Genomic DNA, 22,751 nt, shown 5'->3' on the forward strand with positions numbered 1-22,751 from the left:
GGTTGACAGTCTCTTAACACATGACAAAATCTATGCTGATTCGCTAGGGGCATAGAACTTCTAAGGCAGCTAAACGTGTTTGCAGTTGATCCCAATCAAAACTTCTTGGATCGCCACGCTCTCCACCAAGATCAACATGCCGATGGGTCGTAATCGCCGCTGGAGTAAATCCAAAACGATCGATCCAGTCTTTGAGTACAAGCGCTAATGAATCATATTGTGCTGTTGAGTATCCGCTATGCGTCGATCTGCTATTACTGCCATCTCGAGGTGTTTCCAAACTTAGGTGAAGCGCAAAATTATTGACTGACCCCCTTATTTTTGCATTCGTTACGGCCCACTCACCAAGAAAAGCCGAATAGCCCGCTCCATAGGCGCGCTTGAGTGGATCCACAAGGTCAACGATCTTCCCATCGAGACCAATCACCGTGTGATAACTCACTTGATCTGCATCTCTGGGATGGGGAGTCATAAAGGTATTCACAGCTGATTGAAGCGAGTACACCGTTTCATGGAGTACAACGACGCGTGGATCAGGATTGAGAGTTGCTCCCCAGGGATTAATCCTGAAGCGTTCTCCAAAATTAGAAGGATCAGTCGCTACGGACACTCTTCGTTGCTGGAGTGTGCGTTGTTGATCATCAAGCCGGTTTTTGACCTTCGCGTCAAAGCCTGAACATTGTTTGGCTAGAGGTGAAGACCAGGAAATCGCCCTGGGGGGTTGCGGTTGGCTGGATGGCTGAGCTTTTTGACGTTCTCGTTTCGCCTCGCTGCCTACTTCATCAAGTAGATCGAGCAGCGATGGACTGCTGGCTTTAAGCGCACCACTTTGATCATTGCTCAACCAGGCCAGAGCACCGATGCCAAGAACCAGAGTGCCACTACAAAGAATCAGAGTCGCACCACGATGGAATAGGTGAGACTGCACTCGCTTCCAGATTTCAGTCACACGATTGAAAACCATCGATCACGTAATTCTTTTTGTGATGACGATGCACCAGGGTCCCAGGTGATCTCCCAGTGCTCAACAATTGGATCCTTTTTCTTCAGGATTGTCGAGCTGAGACGGCCGCGACGTGCATAAAGGACAGGAATCTGTTCGGGGCCTTGAAGAAGTGCTTGCCAATGCTCAAGACCTCTGAGACGCCAGTCATGAGCGCCGACCACCTCATCACCTGGTACGAGACCTGCTTGTTCGGCAGGACCACCAGGGCTCACTTTATTGATCAACACACGACCTTTTTGCTTAGAAAGTTGCATCCCAACGTCTGCATGCTGCGAGTGAATCGGAACGGCCATCAAGCCAAGGGCATTCAAGCTGTCGTGAATTGGAGCCACCATCGTTGTTTCAAGCCAGGTTGGTAAAACCTCAGCTAGTGCCTTGTTGCGAACAGCCACGGCCTGGATTAGATCTTTTGGTTCATATCCCTTGCCATGACGTCCCAAGCTCTGCCAAAGATTTCGAACGACATAGGAGAGTGCCGAACCGGCCTGCCTTAGTTGAACATCAAGGCAGAATGAAATAACAGTCCCGAGCCGGTAATAACTGATCTGGGTCAAAGAGTTGGCGGGGGTTTGCTTATAGAGCCTTAGCCATGCTTCTCTTGAACTATCAGCCAAGGATTGGATCTTGTATCCAGGATTAAGGAGTACATGAGAAATGTCTTTGCCTAAATCCTCAAGGAAAGTTTGCCGATCAGATTTAGATGCTAAGAGAGACAGAGTGAGATCAAAATAGCTGGTTACCCCTTCTGCAAACCAGAGTCCATCGCTGATTTCAGCCTTGTCGTATCGATAGGGTACGTAGGCACCGGGCCGTAACCTACGTACATTCCATTGGTGAAAGTATTCATGCCCAATTAATTGTAAAAGTTGTCGATAACCATCTTTTTTAGTTAGAGCTTCCCAGGAAAATTGAAGTACTGACGCGTGATCATGCTCAAGACCGCCATAGCCTTGATCGAGAAGCTGAATCACTAATTGATAGCGATCTCCAGCCGGTGGTGGGGTTCCCATCAACGTGCAAGCGGCTTCACACATCGCCTCAATATCGGCTTGAAATGTCGGTGGCCACCCCATCGGTGGTTCGCCAATCGTTAGTAATTCATGGTGATGCCCACAAACTTTGAAAGGGCGTGAATGAAAGGGACCGGCGTGGATGGGTGTATCGACGAGATGGTCAAAGTCTTTTGCTTCAAAGCCATCGTCAACACGTGGCAGAGGTAAGTGTTCTAACCATCCGGTCGGTAAAGTTAGATGGAGAAGATGCGGATTCCATCGCTCTCCATTAATCAGCATGACCACTGCCGGCAGGCACAGAGATGCGAAATCTGGATCTAAGTGATTGGTGCGCACCGTGAGTTGGCGGGCTTCCAGCGTGTAGGTCAAGCAAACCGGGTCGAGGTCTTCTAGTTCTGCTTCCCAGCACGAAGGTGCAACTCGCTTGGCGCTTATGACACGACCTGATTGTTGAAACCGAAGACTATGAAGATGCTGTGCATGGTCACGCACCGTGTACGACCCAGGAGTCCATACGGGCATCAACCACGATTGATGAAAGACACGAGGTTTCCACTCGAGTTTCACTCTGAGTTGCTGACGAGCAGGCTCACAGAGATCGATCGAAATCCTGACGCGATCCATCAACAAATGGCTCGCTCAGCTCCCTGCTGGTCTTTCGTTGAAACGGAAGGACTCAAGTTGGTTTCGTCTGCGGAGCGCAGGGCTGACCTCAGGGCGTAGGCCCGCAAAATAGTTTTTAGATGCGTTTTATGTCCTTTGGAATCTTTGGTTTGACCAAGGTCCAGCATCAACACCAACGATCCATCGACATCGCGCTTCCAGCCCATTTGCAGCCCGCTGCAATCTGTGGCTACTAATTCAGCTGAATAAATATCCTGGCCAAACGTTTTGATCAGCCCTGGTCGCTGTACGAGATAGTTCTCTGCCAACAGAGTTTCCTCAAGAAGCTCGAGGTCCGTGATGACGGTTGGCAGGATGGTCAGATGGGACATGAGCACATGATGCCCGCGCGTACGAACCTTAGCCACTGTGTTGATGATTCTCTCGATTCAGGTCTCGAGCTGATTTCCCCATTGATTCAGCATTGGCCTCACTTTGAACCACCGCTGCGTCTCGGAGTGATGGCCTCTGGCAATGGAAGCAATTTCGAGGCGATCCAAGACTCGATTTCTGCCAACGCGCTGCATGCCGACATTCACCTCCTAGTGGTCAACAACCAAGGTTGTGGCGCTGAAGAGAGAGCACAACGTCTCGATATCCCTTGCCAATTATTGGATCATCGACAGTTTGAGACGAGAGAAAGTCTCGATCACGCACTTGTTAAGGCTTTCCTTGAGGCCGATGTGGAACTGATCGTGATGGCTGGCTGGATGCGGATTGTCACTCCAGTGTTGATTGAAGCCTTCCCAAACAGATTGCTCAATATCCACCCATCCCTTCTGCCCAGCTTCAAAGGTCTCGATGCGGTTGGGCAAGCTCTCCAAGCGTCGGTACGGATCAGTGGTTGCACTGCTCATCTGGTGCAGGCTGATGTGGATACCGGACCGGTCATTGCCCAAGCGGCTGTTCCAGTATTTCAGGACGACAGTCGAGCTTCCCTGGCCCAACGCATTCAATCTCAGGAACATCGGATTCTGCCCTGGGCTATCGCTCTTGCAGGATTGAATTGGCGCCAGGCCGCCGAGAAACTTCCCAGCGAAGCTCAGGGATAGAAGGGAACTAGCGGTAAACCTGTTTCACCCGGCAGACCTGCCATGAGATTGAGACATTGAAAGGCTTGTGCGGCCTGTCCTTTCATCAAGTTGTCCACAGCGCTCATCAAGACAAGCCGTCCGGTTCGGTTGTCGACTTGCACGGATAAAAAGGCCCGGTTGGTGTGTTTGGCCCATTTGGTTGCTGGGTAGGTGCCAACAGGTAACACCGTGACGCAGGCGTGATGGCGGTAAAAACTATCGAGAACAGTGGTGCAGTCTTCGGCCGTTAGTCCAGGGTCCCGCAATCTGGCGTACACCGTTGACAGCAGCCCGCGAACCATTGGAACCAGATGCGGTGTGAACTGCAACTGGATGCCACATCCTGCAACCTCACTGGCCATCTGTTCAATTTCTGAGGTGTGGCGATGGCCTACAACGCCGTAAGGACAGATCGATTCAGAGGCCTCCGCCAACAGAAGATGTTCTTTCGCAGCGCGTCCACCACCGGATGTGCCCGTCTTTGCATCGATGATCACACCGTCTTGTTCGATCAACCCTTGCTTGAGGAAGGGCAACAAAGGCAGCAAGCTCGCGGTGGGAAAACAGCCAGGTGCGGCAACCAATCGTGCTGTTGCGATGGCGGAAGCATTCCACTCAGGCAATCCGTAGACCGCCTCCATACACAGGTCAGTATCCGTGCGCTTGCAAGAGAGAGACTCCTGGGCATAGACCCTCGCCCACTGATCGAGCGAGCGGTAGCGGTAATCAGCGGAGAGATCAACGACCCGAACACCACGTTCAAGAAGTCCAGGAACCAGTCCACTCGCCAGTCCATTGGGAAGGCTGAGCAGAGCTACATCAGCGCACTCGGCAATTCTGGTGGGGTCAGGACTCTCCACAAGGGGATCATCCGGAAGGGGCAAAAACGGGCAGAGCTCACTCCAGCGTTTGCCAGCACTGCGTTCTCCGCCGAGCAGGCTGATCTCAAATTCGGGATGGGACTGCAACAGCCTCAGGCTTTGCAAGCCCCCATAACCGGATGCTCCGATGACCGCAACTCGTTTGATCGCCATGAACTGAGCGAAATGATCGGCTGATCGTACTGGCGTCGATCATGATGAGAGCTTGTTGGATACCTAGAACGCTGAGCCATTCAGCCGTAGCTTCCGAGAGCATGGATCCGATCTTTGACTCCATCCCCGATGCCCTCAACGCCATCCGTAATGGCGAGTGCGTTGTTGTCGTCGATGACGAACGCCGTGAAAACGAAGGAGATTTGATTTGCGCTTCGCAGTTTGCGACGCCAGAGCAGATCAATTTCATGGCCAAAGAGGCTCGCGGTTTGATCTGTCTTGCGATCGAAGGAGATCGTCTCGATGCTCTCGACCTCCCTTTGATGGTTGATCGCAACACCGATGAAAATCAAACGGCGTTCACGGTGAGTATTGATGCCGGGCCTGAGCATGGCGTTTCGACTGGAATTTCAGCGGAGGACCGCTCTCGCACGATTCAGGTTGTGCTTCAGGCTGATGCCAAGCCATCCGATCTAAGGCGTCCAGGGCATGTGTTTCCCCTGAGGGCCCGTTCTGGAGGCGTGCTCAAGCGTGCTGGACATACAGAAGCAGCGGTGGATCTCGCTCAGCTCGCCGGACTTATTCCATCGGGGGTGATTTGCGAAATTCAGAACTCCGATGGGTCGATGGCACGCCTGCCAGAACTCCAGAACTACTCCAAACAATTTGGCTTAAGGCTCATCAGCATTGCTGACCTCATCAGCTATCGACTTCAGAACGAACGTTTTGTTCGTCGTCATGCTCAGTGTGTGATGCCCAGTCGGTTTGGACAGTTCCAAGCGATCGGATTCCGCAATGAACTGGACAACAGTGAGCATGTTGCCCTCGTGAAAGGTGTCCCCGGGCAATTGCAAGAACCTGTGTTGGTTCGGATGCATTCAGAGTGCCTGACAGGGGATTCTTTTGGTTCGCTTCGTTGTGACTGTGGGCCACAACTTGAAGCCGCGCTGTCTCAAATTGAGCAAGAAGGTGAAGGTGTTGTTGTTTATTTGAAGCAAGAGGGACGTGGCATTGGTCTGATCAATAAGTTGAAGGCTTACAGCCTCCAAGATGGAGGCCTTGACACCGTTGAAGCAAACGAGAAGCTGGGATTTGGAGCCGATCTACGAAATTATGGAGTTGGAGCGCAGATCCTTGGTGATCTTGGTATTCATCGCTTAAGACTCCTGACCAATAACCCACGCAAAATTGCAGGACTCGGTGGTTATGGCTTGGAAGTGGTGAGCAGAGTCCCACTAATCATTAATCCAGGTGACCATAATGCCAACTATTTAGCTACAAAGAGAGACAAACTAGGACACTTGTTTAATGAGTATAATGCCGCTGAAATTGCAACTTTGGCCTGGGATTGTGGCGAAGAATTTATCGCTAAACTCCCAGATCTTTTGCATAGGGCTGAGGCGTTAGCCGTCAAATCTAGTCTTACCTTGCAGGCAGAACAAACACCAAGACTCCTTGCTCTTTGGGAACGTCCTCAATTTGTGTGGACTGTTTCTGGCGAGACTTCCGCGATTGAGCTGTTTCTCAAGACGTTGGCGTCTTGGACAGAAACAAAAAGGCTTGGTTTCTTGAAAACGGCGAAAGCGGAACAACGTCTCCATCCTTCATTGCAACTCAATCGGGAAGAAAGGGACTTGGCTTCTCTTTTGAGTGACAAAAAAAACAGCTGGTCAGACGAATCTGACCAGCCGATTTTGATTCACTGGTCCTAACGGATTAGTCGGTCACCGTGACGCTTTCAATACGGCTGCCGTTTTTTAAGGCAAGAACAACATCCATGTCACCGGTTTGTCCAAATACGGTATGAACACCATCGAGATGGGGCTGAGCTTCATGAACGATGAAGAACTGGCTTCCGCCTGTGTTCTTACCGGCATGAGCCATCGAAAGAATGCCAGGAGCATGCTTCCGGCTGTTGATTTCGCAATTAATGGTGTAGCCAGGACCGCCTGTTCCAGGCATTCCTTTGGCACCCTCACGGCTGTTGGGGCATCCACCCTGTGCCATAAAACCATCGATGACGCGATGGAAAGCAAGACCGTCGTAGAAACCTTCTCGAGCGAGCTTCACAAAATTGGCGACGGTGTTCGGAGCATCTTGATCGAACATTTCCAGCTTGATCTGGCCGGCATCCGTTTTCATCAGGACTGTCGTCAAGGCACCAAAGGCAAAAACGGATCTTAGGCAAGCGAGCAAGATGAGTGTCAATACGCGCCCTTTTTTAAACCATGTCCACACTCCATTCTTCCCTCCAAGACGCGCGAGTTGGTGTGATTGGAGGAAGTGGTTTGTATGCGATCGAAGGACTCGAATCCGTTGAGGAGGTCACCTTGGACACTCCATTCGGCGTTCCTTCTGATTGTTTGAGAGTTGGCCAGCTGAATGGAGTTGAGGTGGTGTTTCTTGCCCGTCATGGACGCTCGCACCACCTGCTTCCTAGCGAAGTTCCCTATCGGGCAAATATTTGGGCCATGAGGTCCTTAGGGGTGCGCTGGTTGATCTCGGTTTCCGCCGTGGGATCTCTTCAGGAACATCTGCGCCCTCGAGACATGGTTGTCCCCAATCAGTTCATCGACAGAACGATGCAGAGGCCCCAATCCTTTTTTGGAGATGGCTGCGTTGCCCATGTCAGTTTGGCGGATCCGTTTTGCGAGAGATTGAGTGATCTGCTTGCATCCGCAGCCACTACCGAGATGCCTTCGGGGCATCGCCTGCATCGTGGTGGTACCTATCTGTGCATGGAAGGTCCGGCTTTCTCGACAAGAGCTGAAAGTGAGCTGTACCGCAAGTGGGGTTGCGATGTGATTGGCATGACAAATCACACCGAAGCTCGTTTAGCAAGAGAAGCTGAAATCGCCTATGCCTCCCTCAGCATGGTCACTGATTTTGATTGCTGGCATACCGAGCACGACGCTGTGACCGTTGAAATGATCATTGGCAACCTCAAGGCCAATGCCGCTGCCACGGGGCCAATCCTCTTCGCCCTCATGGAGAAATTAGGCGGTGAACGTCCTTCTTCACCGGCTCATCACGCCCTCAAGGATGCCTTGATGACGCCTCCAGATGCCGTTCCTCAGGCAATCAGGCATCGCCTGGATTTATTCACAAGTGCCTATTGGGGGCCTGCGACTGCTCAATCTCACTGAGCGGTTGCATTCAGGGTGATTCCGATCGAACCAAGGGCTGCGCGTAGGTTGCCGTCATGATTATCCAGCAGGGTATGGGCGTCTTGAAGATCCATGGATCCAGCCGCCATCACCAGAGCCCTTTTGACCGATCCCTGTGCCTCCGTCAGCAATGGAAGCCCCTGCTCACGAGATAAACCAACGAGATCGGTCAAAATTCTCAGGGAGCGGTCGACAAGCTTGCTGTTGCTGGCAGCGACATCAACCATGCGGTTCCCGTAGACCTTTCCCAACTTCACCATCACCCCGGTGGAAAGGATATTGAGTGCCATTTTTGTGGCTGTTCCCGCCTTCAAACGCGTTGATCCTGTCAGTAGTTCTGGTCCTGTGTTCAAGCGGATGTCCAGGTGGCAAGGCATGGGTGCCTGTTCTGCGGGTACGCAGGCCATAGCGATAGCCAAAGCATCCAAATCAACGGCGTATTGCAGTGCACCACGTACATAAGGTGTGGTGCCACCAGCGGCAATGCCAACCAAACAATCGTCTGCGCCGAATTGAAGTCCTTTGAGGTCGTCAACTCCAGCCGTCTCTAGATCCTCAAGTCCCTCTGAACTGCGCAGAAGGGCCGGAGCACCTCCGGCCAAAACACCCTGTACCAATTCTGGTGGGCTGCAAAAGGTAGGCGGACATTCAGCAGCATCCAAAACACCAAGACGGCCGGAGGTTCCTGCTCCAATGTAAAAAAGGCGCCCGCCTTTGCTTAAACGCAATGCCACAGCATCGATTGCCGCACTGAGAGCTTCTGAAGCACCTTCAACAGCTAATTGAGGTCTGCGATCCTCATCGATGAATAGCTTCACCAGATCGTCTGTGGACAAAACGTCCAAATCAACGCTGCGGGGGTTGGACTGCTCTGTTGTGAGGTAGCCCCGATTTTCGGAGGGATTCACAGCAAACCTTCCAGGCGACGGCGGACATCATCCAGACCATCGCTTGCGCTTGATGGTTGAACGCTATCCACCGATTGATTTTCTGTTTGCCAATTGCTGACGTCTCGATTGGAACTTGGAGGAGCCAGCATCAGGCGCTCATCATCTGTTTTGGGAACAAAACCTGCTTCGACAAGTCGCGCTTCATACCCGGCTTCTTTGCAGAACAGCTCCACTTCGTGTTGATCGAGAGCTTCTACGGTTGGTGTTGGGAAATCCTGAGCCTCTAGCAGGCCTGCATATCGTTCGGCGTCGTCGCAGTTTTCAAACATCAAAACCACAGTTTGGCCAGACAACTCAAGGGAATGGATGCCCTCACTGTCCTGACCGGCGTCGTAAAGAAGGACGTGAACGAGCATGGGTTGTTTGAGGTCGATTTCAGTCTCTCATCGAAGGTCATGGATTAGATCCGACCTTGGTCCAAACTCAGTTCCTGAAGCCTCTGGTAAAGCGCTTGTTCGTCATCGTTCAATTGGGCAGGAATCACGATGACCACCTCCACCAGTTGATCTCCTTGTCGGTCGTTCCAGGCCAGGCCGCGTTCTCTTAATCGCAACAGACGACCACTCGATGAACCTGGAGGTACTTGAAGGGTGACGGATCCCGACAGCGTTGGAACATCTACCGCGCACCCAAGGGCCGCATCCGGAGGAAACAGTTCCAAGCGGTAAAGCACGCGCAATCCATCAATGCGAAGCCCCTCAGCGGTCACCACTTGCAGCTGTAAAAAATGATCACGTCCGCCAGGTGCGACTCCCTCCAAACGAAGGCGCCAACCATCCCCTGCGAATGGAGGCGTCTCAACTTCGATCACCGTTCCATCGGCAAGCTCCAAATTCACAGCCGTACCGTGAAGGGCTTGGTCAGGGGTCAAGACAACCGTTGTTTCAAGATTGTCTTGAGAGCGAACAGGCGGAGGTGGTTGGGGAGATGGAGTTGGTCTGTCCTCGGATTGTGCTTGATCCTCCTCGTAAATGGGTTCAGCCCGATCAGGCTCTGAAGGATTACCAATGCCCAGAACAACAGCTAGATACTCCTCGAAATCTGGGAATCCTGAAGCAAATGGGTCTTTGCTACTGCTGCGACCGGTGCGACGTCTCTCCCATGCGTCACGCCTGTCGTGATCACTGAGGACGGCATAGGCCTCATTGACAAGTTTGAAGCGCTCTTCAGCCTGGCGATCGTTCCCGTTGAGATCAGGGTGCCAGCGCCTTGCCTCACGCCTGAAAGCTCTCTTCAGCGCGTCTCCGTCACTTCCTGGATTGAGACCTAGGAGGGCCCAATAATCGGGCTCAGCGATAGAAGTCATCATCCCAGGGGTCGATTCCGCGACGTCCACTTCTTATTCGTTCGTCGGAACGACTATTACCCGTGGACCAGGGGTCATCGTCCCAATCGTCGTCTGCGAAGAGTTCGTCTTTTAACGTCCCGAGCGTGCTGCGAATGCCCTGTAGTGGACCTGCATCGCTGCTTCGTTCTGCAGAAAGGCGTCTGTTTAAACCGAAGAGAGCTTCTTGAAGGCCGCTAACGCCCATCTCTAATTGCTGAGGATCATTCTGCTCAAGAAGATCTTGGACATCTCGCATCGCCATTTCAACAGCTCTCTGCTGTCGTTCAGCGCCATATGGACCAAGCTCTAGAGCGGCATCGCGCAGACGTCGCTCCGCTTGCGCCACCAAAGTCAGGGCTGAATTACGCCGCTCAATCGCCGCACGCCTGCGTCGGTCTTCATCTGAGCGAGCTTCCGCTTCGGCTAGTAGTGCTTTTAATTCGTCTTCGTTGAGATTCGATCCACCTTGGATCGTGACGGATTGTTTGCGACCCGTGGTGCGATCGGTTGCACTGACCTGAAGGATTCCGTTGGCATCAATATCAAAAGCAACCTGAATTTGCGGGACACCACGGGGAGCAGGAGGAATACCTGATAAGCGGAAACGGCCTAAAGACTTGTTGTCTTGCGCCATTTGGCGCTCACCCTGCCAAACGTGAATTTCCACAGATGATTGATTGGCACCAGAGGTGCTGAACACATCGGATTGACGCACTGGAATAGGTGTATTCCGTGGAATCAAAACCTTCATGAGTCCACCCACAGTTTCCAAACCAAGGGACAGGGGTGTGACGTCATTGAGCAGAAGATCTCTCAGCTCTCCGGTAATGATTCCGGCCTGTACGGCTGCACCTACAGCCACCACCTCATCGGGATTGACGGATTGACAGGGGTCATGGGGAATCAACGTCCTCACGAGCTGCATCACCATGGGCATCCGCGTGCTGCCACCCACAAGCACAACATCGTCAATATCTTCCGCAAGCCAGCCTGAGTCACGAAGAGCAGCCTGAACAGGCGTTAGCAGTCGATCAAGAAGATCAGGGCAGAGCCCTTCAAATGTTTTGCGATCGAGGGAGGTCTCGATGTGAAGGGGGCCTTCTTCACCGGTCGCGATGAAAGGAAGTGAAATGGGTGTTGTTGAAACGCCTGAGAGCTCTTGTTTGGCTTTTTCAGCCGCTTCAGTGAGACGTTGAAGCGCTTGACGATCCCTGCGCAGATCAATTTGGTGTTGCTGGAGAAAAGACTCCGCAAGCCAATCAACGATGAGTTGATCAAAGTCATTACCACCAAGCTGGGTGTCACCATTTGTGGCCTTGACATCGAACACACCGTTGGCGATTCGGAGAAGTGAGACATCGAAGGTGCCTCCACCTAGATCGAAGACAAGAACACGACGAACTGCACTGCGATCAAAGCCGTAGGCGAGGGCTGCAGCCGTGGGCTCATTGAGAATTCGCTCAATCGACAAGCCGGCGAGACGTCCCGCGTCTCGAGTGGCCTGGCGCTGGGCATCATTGAAGTAGGCCGGAACCGTGAGAACGGCTGCGTCTACCGTTTCGCCTAAATAGGTGCTCGCATCATCAACAAGTTTGCGCAAGATGCTTGAGACAAGCTCTTCCGGGGCATATTCACGTTCTGTTTGAGGGCATGCCACACGAACGTTTCCCTGGTTGTTCGCACTCACGGTGTAGGGAACGGTGAGCGTGTTGTCGTCTAGCTCATCCCAAGCGCGTCCCACGAACCGCTTGAGGTTTGAAAAAGTGTTGCGAGGATTCAGGACGAGCTGGCGCCTTGCGGGCTGCCCAACCAGCAGCTCATCCTCTTTGGTGTAGCCCACAACTGATGGAGTTGTCCTAGTTCCTTCCGCGTTGGCAATCACCACCGGTCGACCCGCTTCAAGCACGGCGACAACGGAGTTCGTGGTTCCCAGGTCGATTCCGACGATCCGGCCCATAACCGCGCATTTGGTGTCTCCAAGCTAACGGGCCAAACTCCAATCACCAAGCTCCTATGTAGAGGAATCCTGTGGTGTTCTTTCTCATCCCTGTCAAACAGCAGGCGCACGGGTACGGTTTGGAAATCTGTCTGCCTGCAGAGTGACCGATTTCAAGGCTCAATACCTGCTTCGAAGCAGACCACCAGCGGAAAAGTTGGTGGATGGCAGTTTTAAGAAGCTGGTGGTGGTCATGGCCTCCATGGTTGCGCTGATTCTCATCTCAATCCTTGTGGTGGTGTTTTGGGGATCTTTGGAGTCCATGGGACGGTACGGACTGAAGTTTTTGGTCACGTCCAACTGGAACCCTGTTGATGATGAATACGGTGCCTTTACAGCAATCTATGGAACACTTGTGACCTCTTTGTTGGCACTTGTTATTGCTGTTCCTTTGGGAGTTGGTACTGCAATATTCATTACAGAAAACATTATTCCACTCAAGATCAGAAATACTATTGGCTTGATGGTGGAGCTACTAGCCGCCATTCCCTCTGTGGTTTTAGGGTTGTGGGCGATCTTTATTTTAGAGCCATTTATTCGACCATTTCTCATGTTCCTTTATGAGGATTTTGGCTGGATACCCCTCTTTAGTACTGAACCATTGGGACCAGGCATAGCACCAGCAATTTTAATTCTTGTTGTGATGATTTTACCCATCATTACTGCCATTGCCCGTGATTCATTAAACCAAGTACCGATTCAACTACGCCAGGCAGCGTATGGCGTTGGGGCGACGCGCTGGGGAGCCATTCTGAATGTCATTTTGCCTGCGGCTGTATCAGGAATTGTTGGTGGAGTGATGCTTGCCCTCGGGAGAGCTATGGGGGAAACAATGGCGGTCACAATGATTATCGGAAACTCTAATGTTTTTAGCTGGTCATTACTAGCTCCAGGAAATACTATTTCAGCCATGCTGGCGAACCAGTTTGGTGAAGCAGATGTAGGGCAACTCTCTTCGCTGATGTATGCAGCTTTTGTTTTGATGGTGCTGACTTTAATCGTTAACATCTTGGCTCAATGGCTCGTAAAACGTTTGAGTCTTAAGTACTGATCCATGAAGTATCCCTCAATCGCTAGGTCGGCAGAAGGAATCCCTGACCTGAACTATAAAAGCTGGAGAAAGCGCAATATCAGTAGTCGTCTTTTATCTGTGTTGGCTGGTTTTTTTGCCATATTGGCTGTGTTGCCACTTATAGCTGTTCTTGTTTATATTCTAATAAAGGGAGTAGCAAGTTTAAATCTTGATCTATTCACAAAGCTTCCTCCGCCTCCAGGCGGTGAAGGCGGAGGTGTCGGCAATGCAATTATTGGAAGTATTGTTGTCACATCTATTGCCACAATGCTTGCAATTCCCATTGGTGTTGGCGGTGGAATTTACTTAGCGGAATACTCTACCGGTCGCAGATTTTCTCAGTTTATTAGATTTGGAACCAACGTACTTGCTGGAGTTCCATCGATTATTGCTGGTGTTTTTGTTTATGGAGTTATTGTTTCCACTCGAATCCTCTTTGGCCATACATTCAGTGCTATCGCTGGAGGAGCCGCTCTCTCTGTCTTGATGCTTCCCACTGTGGTCAAGACAACCGATGAAGGCTTGAAACTCGTCTCCAACGACCTAAGGCGTGCAGCTTTCGGAGTCGGCGCCTCTCAGTTCGTGACCGTTAGCCAAATCACTCTCCCTAAGGCTTTCACCCCAATTGCAACTGGAGTTGTGTTATCGATTGCTAGAGCGGCTGGTGAAACTGCACCTTTGATTTTTACCGCACTTTTTTCACCATTTTGGCCGAATGGGATCTTCGAACCAATTGCAACTTTATCCGTCTTAATTTACAATTTTTCCGCTCAGCCTTATGAGGTTCAAAACCAACTCGCCTGGGCAGCCTCCTTTATTCTTGTTGTGTTCATTCTTGTACTCAACTTGCTAGCTCGTTGGCTAGGGAGGATAGCCAGTCAATGACATGCACGATTAACAACGTTAAACCACTCAATTTGCAGACACAACATCCTTCCTATCTATGACCGCTACATCTTCCTCTGAATCACCCGATCCCAATGTTGACGTTTGCGTATCTATTCAAAATGCAACCATTAGCTATGGTGATTTTGAGGCAGTAAAAAATGTATATTGTGATATTCCTAGAGGGCAAGTTACAGCTTTTATTGGACCTTCAGGCTGTGGTAAATCGACAATATTACGTGCCTTAAATCGGATGAATGACTTGATTGAGGGATGTTCTCTTAAAGGGAGAATTCTTTTTGATGGTGCGGATTTATATGCTCCTGAAGTTGATCCTGTGGAAGTTCGGCGTCGCATAGGAATGGTTTTTCAACAACCAAATCCATTTCCCAAGAGCATCTATGAAAACATAGCGTTTGGTGCTCGTATCAATGGCTATAACGGCGATATGGATGAATTAGTTGAGCGATCACTTCGTCAAGCAGCAATATGGGATGAATGTAAAGATAAACTCAATGAAAGCGGAAATTCATTATCAGGAGGTCAACAACAGCGCCTTTGTATTGCACGCACCATAGCAATTGAGCCTGAAGTGATCTTGATGGATGAACCATGTTCTGCACTCGATCCAATCTCAACTTTGAAGATTGAGGAAACCATCCATGAGCTTAAAAAAAGTTTCACTATCGTGATCGTCACTCACAACATGCAGCAAGCTGTACGTGTGAGTGATATGACAGCATTCTTTAATGCTGAGGCTGTAGACGGGGAATCAGGAAAAGTGGGATATCTCGTGGAATTTAATGATACAGATAAGATCTTCAACGCTCCCTCACAACAGGCTACCCAGGATTACGTTTCCGGTCGCTTTGGCTAGTTGAATCATCAAACATTTCTGTTCTTTCCAACTTAGTGCTGTCTCAGATTCAATGGATTCAATCCCCAAAAACTTACTCTGGAGATCCACTTCTCATCATTATAATATCTTGTTCGTTGTTAAAACTTTTAAGAATTAAGATTTGACGTTAGTATGATTTACCTAGTTAATGATCTTTGATGGTTTTTGAGATGCTTATTTTTATCTGATTGATTCGCTCAGTGTGTTCCGTCTGTCGTTCTCGTCTTGATGGCTTTCTCAACAATTCACTTCTTACTGACGACCCACATTCCATGGATGTATTGATTCCAATAAAAAACCCCTCGCAAAGCAAGGGGTTGAGGAGCTTGAACGGAGAGGGAGGGATTCGAACCCTCGATAGAGTTGCCCCTATACAGCATTTCCAGTGCTGCGCCTTCGACCACTCGGCCACCTCTCCAGTGGCTGAAGTGAGAATGTAGCAGGGCGTTTCCTGAGGGCCTGATATGAGACCAAAGCACACAGTCACAATTCACTGGCTACAGGCTGGACGAACGATCACCCATCAGGTTCCTGAGGGGGAGTACATCCTCCAAAGCTTCGAGCAGCAGGGAGATCCGCTTCCTTTCTCCTGTCGTAATGGTTGCTGTACGTCCTGCGCGGTAAAAATTAAAAAGGGAAACCTTGATCAAGCTGAGGCCATGGGACTCTCAAAAGAACTCAGGCAACAGGGTTATGGATTGCTTTGCGTTGCCAGAGCGATGGGGCCTCTAGAAGCAGTCACACAAGATGAAGATGAGGTTTATGAGCTTCAATTCGGCCGTCATTTTGGTCGCGGCCGTGTTCGTCCCGGCATTCCACTGGAGGAAGAGTGATGTCATCAGCGCTTGATTGCCGGCAAGTTGCCAGCGATGCTCAACTTGACGATTCCTGCCAGCAAGAGCTTGCAGAGCTTGCTCGCACTGCTGCAAATCTCGGTGCGGCCGTGCTGATGCAGCATTACGGCCGCCTCAGCAGTATCAAAAGCAAGGGCCGCGTTGGCGATTTGGTCACGAATGCCGATGTAGCCGCTGAACAGGTGGTTCTCGACTATTTGAGAGAGAACACTCCCTCGATTGCGATCCTTGCCGAAGAATCCGGCCCCAGTGGGACTCCCAGTTCCCTGTGTTGGTGCGTCGATCCCCTCGATGGAACAACAAATTTTGCTCATGGTTATCCCTTCTTCGCTACCTCAGTGGGCTTGATCTGGAAGGGGAAACCACTACTGGGCTCGGTGGCAGTGCCCTTCCTTAACGAGACCTATTGGTGTTCCCCTCACCAAGGCAGCTTTGTGAACGACAAATCCATTCAGGTGAGTGATTGCTGCACATTGCAAGACAGCCTTCTTGTCACAGGATTTGCCTACGACAGGCATGAGCGGATCGATAACAATTACGCCGAGTTTTGTTGGTTAACCCATCGTTGTCGTGGTGTTCGTCGGGGGGGAGCCGCTGCCGTTGATCTTGCTTTTGTTGCATCAGGACGACTAGATGGCTACTGGGAGCGTGGTTTGGCGCCATGGGACCTCGCCGCAGGTGCCGCTTTGGTGGCTTGTGCGGGTGGTTGTGTTGGTGATTACAAAGACACCCCATTTGATGTTGATGAGGGCAGGATTCTCGCGACCTCACCCGGGCTTCATCTACCCCTAAAAAAGGAGTTGACTAGCGTTACCGCCTTTGAACCCAAGCTTTATGGGGCTTGAGGTTCGACAGTCATAAGATCGTTGTTCGTGATTCGTTGACTAGCTGGATGGCCCTGCAACCCGCCACGGGCGCTCGAGATCTGAATCCGAAGCAAGTCCAACAAAATCAGTATTTGAGGGAACAGTTGGCGACGGTCTATCGCCACTGGGGATATGACGAAGTATCGCCACCACAGGTGGAACGGCTCGACACACTCATTGCAGGTGGTGCAATTGCAAGCCATGACGTGGTTCGACTTGTGGCTGATGACCCGCTCGGTCTCAGGCCAGAGATGACAGCATCGATTGCTAGAGCTGCCTCTACAAGACTCAAAGATCGACCGCGTCCGCTACGGCTCTGTGCCTGCGGAACCATTTTCGAAAGCCGAACTGCAGAAGAAGGGGGATTGTGCATTGAAGAGAAACTGCACAGTGGTGTTGAACTTTTCGGAGTTAAAGATCTTGCAGCAGAACTTGAACTCTTAACTCTGCTCTTAGAGGCCATGAATGCTCTCTCGCTGCTCGGCGAGCATCAGCCACAACTTTTGATTGGCCATACGTCTTTGATGGAATTGGTCTTGGCCCCATTTGAGCAACCGATTCGGGAAGAAATCCGCAGTTGCTTAATCCAATACGACCGACTTGGGCTAGAAGCCATGGGGCTTGAAGCAGCAGATCTCAACCGGTTGGTGAACCTTCTCGATTGTCGTGGCACACCCATGACAATCCTTGAACTGTTGGGAGAAAGCTTTGGCTCACAACCCGTTTTGACTGCCCTGAAACGATTGTTTGTGCATCTCAGTCCACTTGCTGAAAAACAATCTCTCGCACTTCAATTGGATCCAACCTTTCACCCTCATCATCAGCTCTACGACGGTTTGGTTTTCCAACTGGTTTGTCAGGGGGTTTCAGCTCCAGTGGTGATTGCCCGTGGAGGGCGTTACGACGGCTTGGTAGAGCGATGTGGTGAAAGCGAGGTAAATGCTGGTGGTGTGGGATTTAGTTTCTGTCTCGACGATATTCGTGACCTTCCTGGCTCTAATACTGAGGATGTGAAAGTAGATTCCCGAATTTTAATTTGCTGGAGCGATGACTCAAGCCTTGAAAAGGCGTTGCTAAAACAGACGCATTGGCATGCTCAAGGGAATATCGCTCAATGTGATCTCAAGTCTTGTCGCAATCGTCAAGAAGCCGAGAAGCGTCTCCAGTCATCGGGATGCAACACCATGGACTGGCTCTCTGATTAGATTGCTCAAGATAGAGATCAAAAGCTATGGCACACACAATCGTCACTGACATCTGCGAAGGCGTTGCTGACTGTGTCGATGCTTGTCCAGTTGCCTGCATCAAACCAGGAAGTGGAGCAAACAAAAAGGGAACAGATTTTTATTGGATTGATTTTGATACCTGTATTGACTGTGGCATTTGCCTGCAGGTTTGTCCTGTAGCTAACGCCATCGTTCCTGAGGAGCGAGCAGACCTTCAATCGGGTGGCTGAAGTGTATCGATCTCATGATAAGAGAATTTCGCACATCTCTTTATCAAGCCTGAACTCTGACTAAGAGGTTCGGAGAACCCCCTGATTCCGCCGTTGTGCCGCGATGGGGTCCATCCCTAAAGTCGAGCTTTATCGTTGGTGTTATGGCGGTGTTGGACGAGCAGGGTCAAATTCAGATCCACACCGAGAATATTTTCCCAATCATTAAAAAGGCTGTCTACTCCGGCCATGAGGTGTTCCTTAGGGAGTTGGTCAGTAATGGTGTAGATGCAATCAGCAAGCGGAGAATGGCCGCTATGGCCGGTGACTGCAGCGAAGGAGACGATGGCACAATCAAAATCCATATAGACCGTGAGGCCAAAACTCTTACTATTTCCGACAACGGAATTGGTATGTCGGCAGATGAGGTTAAACGCTATATCAATCAAGTTGCTTTTTCTAGCGCTGAAGATTTTCTCGAGAAATACAAGCAAGAAGACGATGCCATCATCGGCCACTTTGGTTTAGGTTTTTATTCGAGTTTTATGGTTGCGGAGCGCGTTGAACTGCTCACTAAATCTGCCAAGCCCGACCAGGAAGCGGTGCGTTGGACCTGCGATGGATCTCCCAATTTTAATCTGACTGCTGCAGAGCGCACCGACGCAGGAACCGATGTGATTCTGCATCTCATGGAGGAGGAGTTGGAATATATAGAGCCAGCCAGGATAAAAACACTTATTAATACGTACTGCGATTTTATGTCAGTACCTGTGCAACTTGAAGGGGAAACTATTAACAAAATGGTAGCTCCATGGCGCAAAAGTGCTAGAGAGCTATCAGATCAAGATTACATTGATCTTTACAACTATCTTTATCCTTTTCAGGGTGATCCCTTGCTTTGGGTTCATTTAAACACTGATTATCCCTACAATTTACAAGGTATTCTCTTCTTTCCCAAGCAAGCTGGAAGAGCTGACTGGGAGAAAGGAGAGATTAAACTCTACTGCAACCAAGTTTTTGTTAGCGATTCTATAAAAGAGGTAGTTCCCCGCTATCTCCTCCCACTAAGGGGCGTCATTGATTCGCCTGATATACCTTTAAATGTAAGCAGAAGTGCACTTCAAACTGATCGACGCGTGCGCTCCATAGGCAATTTTGTTGCCAAGAAAGTTTCTGATAGGCTTCGCAGTCTTAAAAAGGAGGATCCACGAGCCTATGCAGAAGCATGGGAGTCCCTTGCACCGTTCGTAAAAATCGGAGCAATGGAAGATGACAAATTTGCTGAACAAGTTGAAGAACTTGTGATGTTTGCCACAAGTGCACCTGCCTCTAGTACAGATGAAACTGATCCAATTCGAGGGAACGAGCGGGACTTTACAACCCTTGAAGGCTACAGGGGCCGTCTGACTAGCGATGAAAAAATAATTTTGTATTGCACAGACGAAGCGTCACAATCAGCAGCGCTTAATTTATGGACTTCACAGGAACGAGAAGTGTTATACGCCGACACAGTAATTGATAGTCAATTCATTCCGTGGCTTGAATCTCGCCACGAAGAACTAAAGTTTCAACGTGTTGATGCTGAGTTGGATTCGTCGCTCAAGGAAGAAACACCTGAGCTGAGTGATGGAGACGGAGAAACAAAAAGTGAAAGCTTGCGCAAATTGATAAAAAAGGCTCTTTCAAACGAAAAAGTAACGGTTCAAGTGCAAGCTCTCAAATCTGGCTCGCAAGGCCCTGCAGCACTCATTTTGCTTCCTGAGCAAATGCGTCGGATGAATGACATCGGCGCATTGATGGATCAGCGACTGCCCGGTTTGCCTGACTATCACGTGTTGCTCGTCAATCAAAAGCATCCACTTGTGGAGGGTCTTCTCAAACTTCAGGCCGGTGGCGTCATTGTTGGCGATGCTGATCAATCGCCGAGTGAAATGCTTGCACGAGACCTGGCTCAACATTTGTACGAAACAGCAAAGCTGTCTGTGGGAGGACTTGATCCAAAAGAGCTTGCAAATTTCCAGACCAATAATTTGCAACTCATGTCTCGCCTGATGGAACGAGGAGTCTGAGCAGACACTTTGCTAATATTTCCTTTCGGCCATTGGCCATCGCTTTCTTCAGGACGCAGTTATGTCACGGGTGTGTCAGCTCACAGGAACTCGCGCCAACAACGGCATGGCTGTGAGCCACTCGCATATACGTACCAAAAAGCTGCAGCAGGCCAACCTGCAGCAGCGCCGTCTGTGGTGGGCTGAAGGGAAGCGTTGGATCAATCTGCGGATTACAACTCGTGCTCTGAAGACCATTCAAAAGAAAGGGTTGGGTGCTTATGCACGCTCCTTGGGAATTAACCTCGCAAAACTCTGAGCGTCTCTAGAGTTTTCGAACTAACAACAGTTCCATGAACAGACGATCCCTACTCCAGACAGCTGTTCTGGGAGCAGGGATTTTTTTATTGGCTCCCACCCGTGTCCATGCACTGGGCGGTCAATCACCTGAGATTGGAATCAAAGCGCCTGACTTTGACCTTCCTGGTTTTAGCAGTGTCAATCCTGATCAGAAACACTGGAGTTTGACCGGTCTGCAAGGTCGCTGGTTGGTGGTTTATTTTTATCCGAGGGATTTCACTTCTGGTTGCACGATCGAAGCTCACGGCTTTCAGGACTCATTGTCTGCCTTTAATAAGAGTGGGGCAGAGGTTGTTGCTATTAGTGCAGATTCAGTCAGCGACCACGAATCGTTTTGTAGCTCTGAGGAACTCAAGTTTCCATTGCTCTCCGATCCTGATGGTCTGGTGAGCAAGGCCTATGGATCTTGGATGGCGCCTTACTCGATGAGGCATACGTTTCTCATCGATCCAGAATCGGTCGTTCAGGCTGTTTGGACAGGAGTGCGCCCAGTTGGTCATGCCAAAGAGGTACTCAACCGACTCAACGATTTACAAACGAGTTGAGCTCGCTGCGCGTGTTAGAGATGGGGGGTTGACCATGGCTCTGTAGAGCCATGAAAGAGAGGTGAAGCATGGCGGTCACAAAGGGACAAAGTCCTTTCATTCTTCTGTACCATCGCACGCCATTTGATGAAGGGAGAGATGAAAAGGGCAACAGGATTTGGTGCGATCAGAAAAGTCCAAATGGAATTATCCCGACCTTAAGAAATTTATTTCGAACCCGGGAAAACGGTACTTGGATAGCCTGGAGGAAAGTTGACAAAGTAGAAGATGCGAATGATGAGAACATTCCAATGTCTAATCCGAAACCCTTTACCCTATGCAGAATCCCACTAGAAGAAGATCAAATCTCTAGCTTTTATCATGTAACTTCCAAGGAATCATTCTGGCCAATCTTACATACTTTCCCTACACATTTTAATGTAAACAACGCAGATTGGAGTATTTTTGAAGAAGTTAATTATAGGTTTGCCAAAGCTGCATGTCATCAGGCAGCTGAATCAGCTACCGTTTGGGTACATGATTATAACTTGTGGCTTGTTCCTGGTTATATCAGGGAATTAAGGCCTGACCTAAAGATTGCTTTTTTCCATCACACACCATTTCCAGGAAATGATGTTTTTGCTATTTTGCCATGGCGTGAACAGATTCTCGAAAGCCTATTATGTTGCGATGTTGTTGGATTCCATATTCCGCGTTATACCGAAAACTTTGCTCGTGCAGCCAACTGTCTATTAGGTGCTAAAAAGGGATCAAAGCAACCTGTTAACTCTCGCTTTGTTTCTACTGGATCGGCATTAACTGAACCATCGGAGACCCCCTGTTTACATTACAAGGGACGTAAAATTCAGCTGTTATCGTCTCCGGTGGGAACATCACCAGATGTGATCCAAGAACTTGCAGCACGGGCTGATGTTCAAGAGTTAGCAGATAAAATTGATGATGATACTAAGAAAGGTAGAAAGCTAATTCTTTCTGCGAGTCGTGTTGACTACACGAAGGGTAATGAAGAACTTTTACTTGCATTTGAACGTCTACTGGAACGTCGACCCGATTGGCATGGAAAAGTGGTGCTCATGCTTGCTTGTGTTGCAGCTGCAAGCGGCATGAAAATCTACGAAGACACGCAACGAACCATCGAAGAGACCGCTGGGCGTATCAATGGCCGATTTAGCTTGATTGATTGGGTTCCTATCCGTTTTTCTACACGACGCATTCCTTACGAAGAAATGGTTGCATGGTTCACACGCTCAGATATCTGTTGGATTACACCACTTCGAGATGGATTAAATTTGGTTGCTAAAGAATATGCAGCTGCACGTAAGGATCGAGGCGGGGCTTTAGTGCTTTCTGAGTTTACGGGTGCCTCAGTTGTGCTTGATGGAGCAATTTTGACCAATCCGTATTCTCATCGTCAGATGGATGAAGCAATTGAACGAGCACTAGAAATGCCTAAAGATGAACAAATTAAACGTATGAGCCGCATGAGCAGTGCTGTAGAGAGTTTTACAGTGAGTGATTGGGTTCGTGAACAGATGGATGCATTAGAGGCTTGAATCTAC

Annotated in this window: 23 protein-coding genes and 1 tRNA gene; 14 read left to right on the top strand and 10 right to left on the bottom strand. The window is 49.9% G+C overall.

From position 1 onward, the window contains the following. Positions 1-43 precede the first annotated feature (43 nt). From SYNC_RS06400 to SYNC_RS06410, 3 genes are read right to left on the bottom strand one after another with little or no spacing between them, the layout of a single operon-like run. Positions 44-964, bottom strand: coding sequence for an N-acetylmuramoyl-L-alanine amidase (locus SYNC_RS06400; RefSeq protein ID WP_011619303.1), 921 nt, complete (start codon positions 962-964; stop codon positions 44-46). Beyond that, positions 946-2,643 (bottom strand): PDZ domain-containing protein, encoded by a 1,698-nt coding sequence (locus SYNC_RS06405; RefSeq protein ID WP_011619304.1) that lies wholly within the window; start codon positions 2,641-2,643, stop codon positions 946-948. Before SYNC_RS06405 ends, SYNC_RS06400 begins: the two co-directional genes overlap by 19 nt. Then, positions 2,643-3,014, bottom strand: a complete 372-nt coding sequence (locus SYNC_RS06410; protein ID WP_011619305.1) for a DUF1257 domain-containing protein — start codon at positions 3,012-3,014, stop codon at positions 2,643-2,645. Before SYNC_RS06410 ends, SYNC_RS06405 begins: the two co-directional genes overlap by 1 nt. Before the next feature lie 9 nt (positions 3,015-3,023). Here SYNC_RS06410 and purN point away from each other — a divergent pair, with 9 nt between their 5' ends. Next, positions 3,024-3,734, top strand: a complete 711-nt coding sequence (gene purN / locus SYNC_RS06415; protein ID WP_011619306.1) for a phosphoribosylglycinamide formyltransferase — start codon at positions 3,024-3,026, stop codon at positions 3,732-3,734. On the opposite strand, the gene argC is transcribed toward purN, so the two are convergent. Then, positions 3,725-4,789 carry an N-acetyl-gamma-glutamyl-phosphate reductase gene (gene argC / locus SYNC_RS06420; RefSeq protein WP_011619307.1) on the bottom strand — a complete coding sequence of 355 codons (1,065 nt, stop codon included), beginning with the start codon at positions 4,787-4,789 and terminating at the stop codon, positions 3,725-3,727. The two genes, purN and argC, sit on opposite strands and share 10 nt — an antisense overlap. Positions 4,790-4,890: 101 nt before the next feature. Here argC and ribBA point away from each other — a divergent pair, with 101 nt between their 5' ends. Then, entirely contained in the window at positions 4,891-6,501 is a 1,611-nt protein-coding gene (ribBA, locus tag SYNC_RS06425; RefSeq protein WP_193328843.1) for a bifunctional 3,4-dihydroxy-2-butanone-4-phosphate synthase/GTP cyclohydrolase II, read from the top strand. A 4-nt stretch (positions 6,502-6,505) separates the two neighbouring features. On the opposite strand, the gene SYNC_RS06430 is transcribed toward ribBA, so the two are convergent. Next, positions 6,506-6,931, bottom strand: a complete 426-nt coding sequence (locus tag SYNC_RS06430) for a peptidylprolyl isomerase (protein ID WP_006852597.1) — start codon at positions 6,929-6,931, stop codon at positions 6,506-6,508. An 86-nt stretch (positions 6,932-7,017) separates the two neighbouring features. On the opposite strand from SYNC_RS06430, the gene mtnP reads away from it, so the two are divergent. Beyond that, positions 7,018-7,935, top strand: a complete 918-nt coding sequence (gene mtnP, locus SYNC_RS06435) for an S-methyl-5'-thioadenosine phosphorylase (RefSeq protein ID WP_011619310.1) — start codon at positions 7,018-7,020, stop codon at positions 7,933-7,935. On the opposite strand, the gene murQ is transcribed toward mtnP, so the two are convergent. From murQ to dnaK, 4 genes are read right to left on the bottom strand one after another with little or no spacing between them, the layout of a single operon-like run. Further along, positions 7,929-8,864: an N-acetylmuramic acid 6-phosphate etherase gene (gene murQ / locus SYNC_RS06440; RefSeq protein ID WP_011619311.1), complete on the bottom strand. Its 936-nt coding sequence runs from the start codon at positions 8,862-8,864 to the stop codon at positions 7,929-7,931. The genes mtnP and murQ overlap by 7 nt on opposite strands. Further along, positions 8,861-9,262, bottom strand: a complete 402-nt coding sequence (locus SYNC_RS06445; RefSeq protein ID WP_011619312.1) for a DUF3110 domain-containing protein — start codon at positions 9,260-9,262, stop codon at positions 8,861-8,863. The genes murQ and SYNC_RS06445 overlap by 4 nt, the downstream gene beginning before the upstream one ends. Before the next feature lie 44 nt (positions 9,263-9,306). Continuing rightward, positions 9,307-10,212 carry a DnaJ domain-containing protein gene (locus SYNC_RS06450; RefSeq protein ID WP_011619313.1) on the bottom strand — a complete coding sequence of 302 codons (906 nt, stop codon included), beginning with the start codon at positions 10,210-10,212 and terminating at the stop codon, positions 9,307-9,309. Continuing rightward, on the bottom strand, positions 10,196-12,190 hold the full coding sequence (dnaK, locus tag SYNC_RS06455) for a molecular chaperone DnaK (protein ID WP_011619314.1): 1,995 nt from the start codon (positions 12,188-12,190) through the stop codon (positions 10,196-10,198). The genes SYNC_RS06450 and dnaK overlap by 17 nt, the downstream gene beginning before the upstream one ends. Positions 12,191-12,332: 142 nt before the next feature. On the opposite strand from dnaK, the gene pstC reads away from it, so the two are divergent. Genes pstC through pstB form a run of 3 tightly spaced genes read left to right on the top strand, consistent with a single transcriptional unit; the run spans position 12,333 to position 15,063 of the window. Beyond that, positions 12,333-13,280 carry a phosphate ABC transporter permease subunit PstC gene (gene pstC, locus SYNC_RS06460; protein ID WP_011619315.1) on the top strand — a complete coding sequence of 316 codons (948 nt, stop codon included), beginning with the start codon at positions 12,333-12,335 and terminating at the stop codon, positions 13,278-13,280. A gap of 3 nt (positions 13,281-13,283) precedes the next feature. Continuing rightward, the gene (gene pstA, locus SYNC_RS06465) at positions 13,284-14,186 is read left to right on the top strand and encodes a phosphate ABC transporter permease PstA (protein ID WP_011619316.1); all 903 of its coding nucleotides are present in this window, start codon (positions 13,284-13,286) and stop codon (positions 14,184-14,186) included. A 58-nt stretch (positions 14,187-14,244) separates the two neighbouring features. Next, on the top strand, positions 14,245-15,063 hold the full coding sequence (gene pstB / locus SYNC_RS06470) for a phosphate ABC transporter ATP-binding protein PstB (protein WP_011619317.1): 819 nt from the start codon (positions 14,245-14,247) through the stop codon (positions 15,061-15,063). Positions 15,064-15,415: 352 nt separating this feature from the next. Here the strand turns inward: pstB and SYNC_RS06475 are convergent. Next, positions 15,416-15,502 (bottom strand) — tRNA-Ser (locus SYNC_RS06475). 46 nt (positions 15,503-15,548) lie between these two features. On the opposite strand from SYNC_RS06475, the gene SYNC_RS06480 reads away from it, so the two are divergent. The 8 genes from SYNC_RS06480 (at position 15,549) to ggpS (ending at position 22,745) form a co-directional block, all read left to right on the top strand. After that, the gene (locus SYNC_RS06480; RefSeq protein WP_011619318.1) at positions 15,549-15,917 is read left to right on the top strand and encodes a 2Fe-2S iron-sulfur cluster-binding protein; all 369 of its coding nucleotides are present in this window, start codon (positions 15,549-15,551) and stop codon (positions 15,915-15,917) included. Next, positions 15,917-16,783 carry an inositol monophosphatase family protein gene (locus SYNC_RS06485; RefSeq protein ID WP_011619319.1) on the top strand — a complete coding sequence of 289 codons (867 nt, stop codon included), beginning with the start codon at positions 15,917-15,919 and terminating at the stop codon, positions 16,781-16,783. Before SYNC_RS06480 ends, SYNC_RS06485 begins: the two co-directional genes overlap by 1 nt. Before the next feature lie 47 nt (positions 16,784-16,830). Then, the gene (locus SYNC_RS06490; RefSeq protein WP_041426986.1) at positions 16,831-18,009 is read left to right on the top strand and encodes an ATP phosphoribosyltransferase regulatory subunit; all 1,179 of its coding nucleotides are present in this window, start codon (positions 16,831-16,833) and stop codon (positions 18,007-18,009) included. Positions 18,010-18,035: 26 nt separating this feature from the next. Continuing rightward, positions 18,036-18,260, top strand: coding sequence for a ferredoxin family protein (locus SYNC_RS06495; protein ID WP_011619321.1), 225 nt, complete (start codon positions 18,036-18,038; stop codon positions 18,258-18,260). 143 nt (positions 18,261-18,403) lie between these two features. Beyond that, entirely contained in the window at positions 18,404-20,308 is a 1,905-nt protein-coding gene (htpG, locus tag SYNC_RS06500) for a molecular chaperone HtpG (protein ID WP_041426522.1), read from the top strand. 61 nt (positions 20,309-20,369) lie between these two features. After that, positions 20,370-20,606 carry a 50S ribosomal protein L28 gene (gene rpmB / locus SYNC_RS06505; RefSeq protein WP_006852613.1) on the top strand — a complete coding sequence of 79 codons (237 nt, stop codon included), beginning with the start codon at positions 20,370-20,372 and terminating at the stop codon, positions 20,604-20,606. Positions 20,607-20,640: 34 nt separating this feature from the next. Further along, positions 20,641-21,192 (top strand): peroxiredoxin, encoded by a 552-nt coding sequence (locus SYNC_RS06510; RefSeq protein ID WP_011619323.1) that lies wholly within the window; start codon positions 20,641-20,643, stop codon positions 21,190-21,192. 68 nt (positions 21,193-21,260) lie between these two features. Continuing rightward, complete coding sequence (gene ggpS / locus SYNC_RS06515; RefSeq protein WP_011619324.1) at positions 21,261-22,745, top strand: glucosylglycerol-phosphate synthase; 1,485 nt, start codon at positions 21,261-21,263, stop codon at positions 22,743-22,745. Positions 22,746-22,751 lie beyond the last annotated feature (6 nt).

The sequence above is a fragment of the Synechococcus sp. CC9311 genome, assembly GCF_000014585.1.
Classification (GTDB): domain Bacteria; phylum Cyanobacteriota; class Cyanobacteriia; order PCC-6307; family Cyanobiaceae; genus Synechococcus_C.

Bases quoted from the DNA above. Each gene is read 5' to 3' on its own strand.
- SYNC_RS06410 (WP_011619305.1), bottom strand. From the start codon at position 3,014: ATGTCCCATCTGACCATCCTGCCAACCGTCATCACGGACCTCGAGCTT.
- SYNC_RS06485 (WP_011619319.1), top strand. From the start codon at position 15,917: ATGTCATCAGCGCTTGATTGCCGGCAAGTTGCCAGCGATGCTCAACTT.
- ribBA (WP_193328843.1), top strand. From the start codon at position 4,891: ATGGATCCGATCTTTGACTCCATCCCCGATGCCCTCAACGCCATCCGT.
- mtnP (WP_011619310.1), top strand. From the start codon at position 7,018: ATGTCCACACTCCATTCTTCCCTCCAAGACGCGCGAGTTGGTGTGATT.
- htpG (WP_041426522.1), top strand. From the start codon at position 18,404: ATGGCGGTGTTGGACGAGCAGGGTCAAATTCAGATCCACACCGAGAAT.
- SYNC_RS06405 (WP_011619304.1), bottom strand. From the start codon at position 2,643: ATGGATCGCGTCAGGATTTCGATCGATCTCTGTGAGCCTGCTCGTCAG.
- SYNC_RS06430 (WP_006852597.1), bottom strand. From the start codon at position 6,931: ATGAAAACGGATGCCGGCCAGATCAAGCTGGAAATGTTCGATCAAGAT.
- SYNC_RS06510 (WP_011619323.1), top strand. From the start codon at position 20,641: ATGAACAGACGATCCCTACTCCAGACAGCTGTTCTGGGAGCAGGGATT.
- SYNC_RS06480 (WP_011619318.1), top strand. From the start codon at position 15,549: ATGAGACCAAAGCACACAGTCACAATTCACTGGCTACAGGCTGGACGA.
- ggpS (WP_011619324.1), top strand. From the start codon at position 21,261: ATGGCGGTCACAAAGGGACAAAGTCCTTTCATTCTTCTGTACCATCGC.
- SYNC_RS06495 (WP_011619321.1), top strand. From the start codon at position 18,036: ATGGCACACACAATCGTCACTGACATCTGCGAAGGCGTTGCTGACTGT.
- SYNC_RS06445 (WP_011619312.1), bottom strand. From the start codon at position 9,262: ATGCTCGTTCACGTCCTTCTTTACGACGCCGGTCAGGACAGTGAGGGC.
- pstB (WP_011619317.1), top strand. From the start codon at position 14,245: ATGACCGCTACATCTTCCTCTGAATCACCCGATCCCAATGTTGACGTT.
- dnaK (WP_011619314.1), bottom strand. From the start codon at position 12,190: ATGGGCCGGATCGTCGGAATCGACCTGGGAACCACGAACTCCGTTGTC.
- SYNC_RS06490 (WP_041426986.1), top strand. From the start codon at position 16,831: ATGGCCCTGCAACCCGCCACGGGCGCTCGAGATCTGAATCCGAAGCAA.
- purN (WP_011619306.1), top strand. From the start codon at position 3,024: ATGCCCGCGCGTACGAACCTTAGCCACTGTGTTGATGATTCTCTCGAT.
- SYNC_RS06400 (WP_011619303.1), bottom strand. From the start codon at position 964: ATGGTTTTCAATCGTGTGACTGAAATCTGGAAGCGAGTGCAGTCTCAC.
- SYNC_RS06450 (WP_011619313.1), bottom strand. From the start codon at position 10,212: ATGACTTCTATCGCTGAGCCCGATTATTGGGCCCTCCTAGGTCTCAAT.
- pstA (WP_011619316.1), top strand. From the start codon at position 13,284: ATGAAGTATCCCTCAATCGCTAGGTCGGCAGAAGGAATCCCTGACCTG.
- rpmB (WP_006852613.1), top strand. From the start codon at position 20,370: ATGTCACGGGTGTGTCAGCTCACAGGAACTCGCGCCAACAACGGCATG.
- argC (WP_011619307.1), bottom strand. From the start codon at position 4,789: ATGGCGATCAAACGAGTTGCGGTCATCGGAGCATCCGGTTATGGGGGC.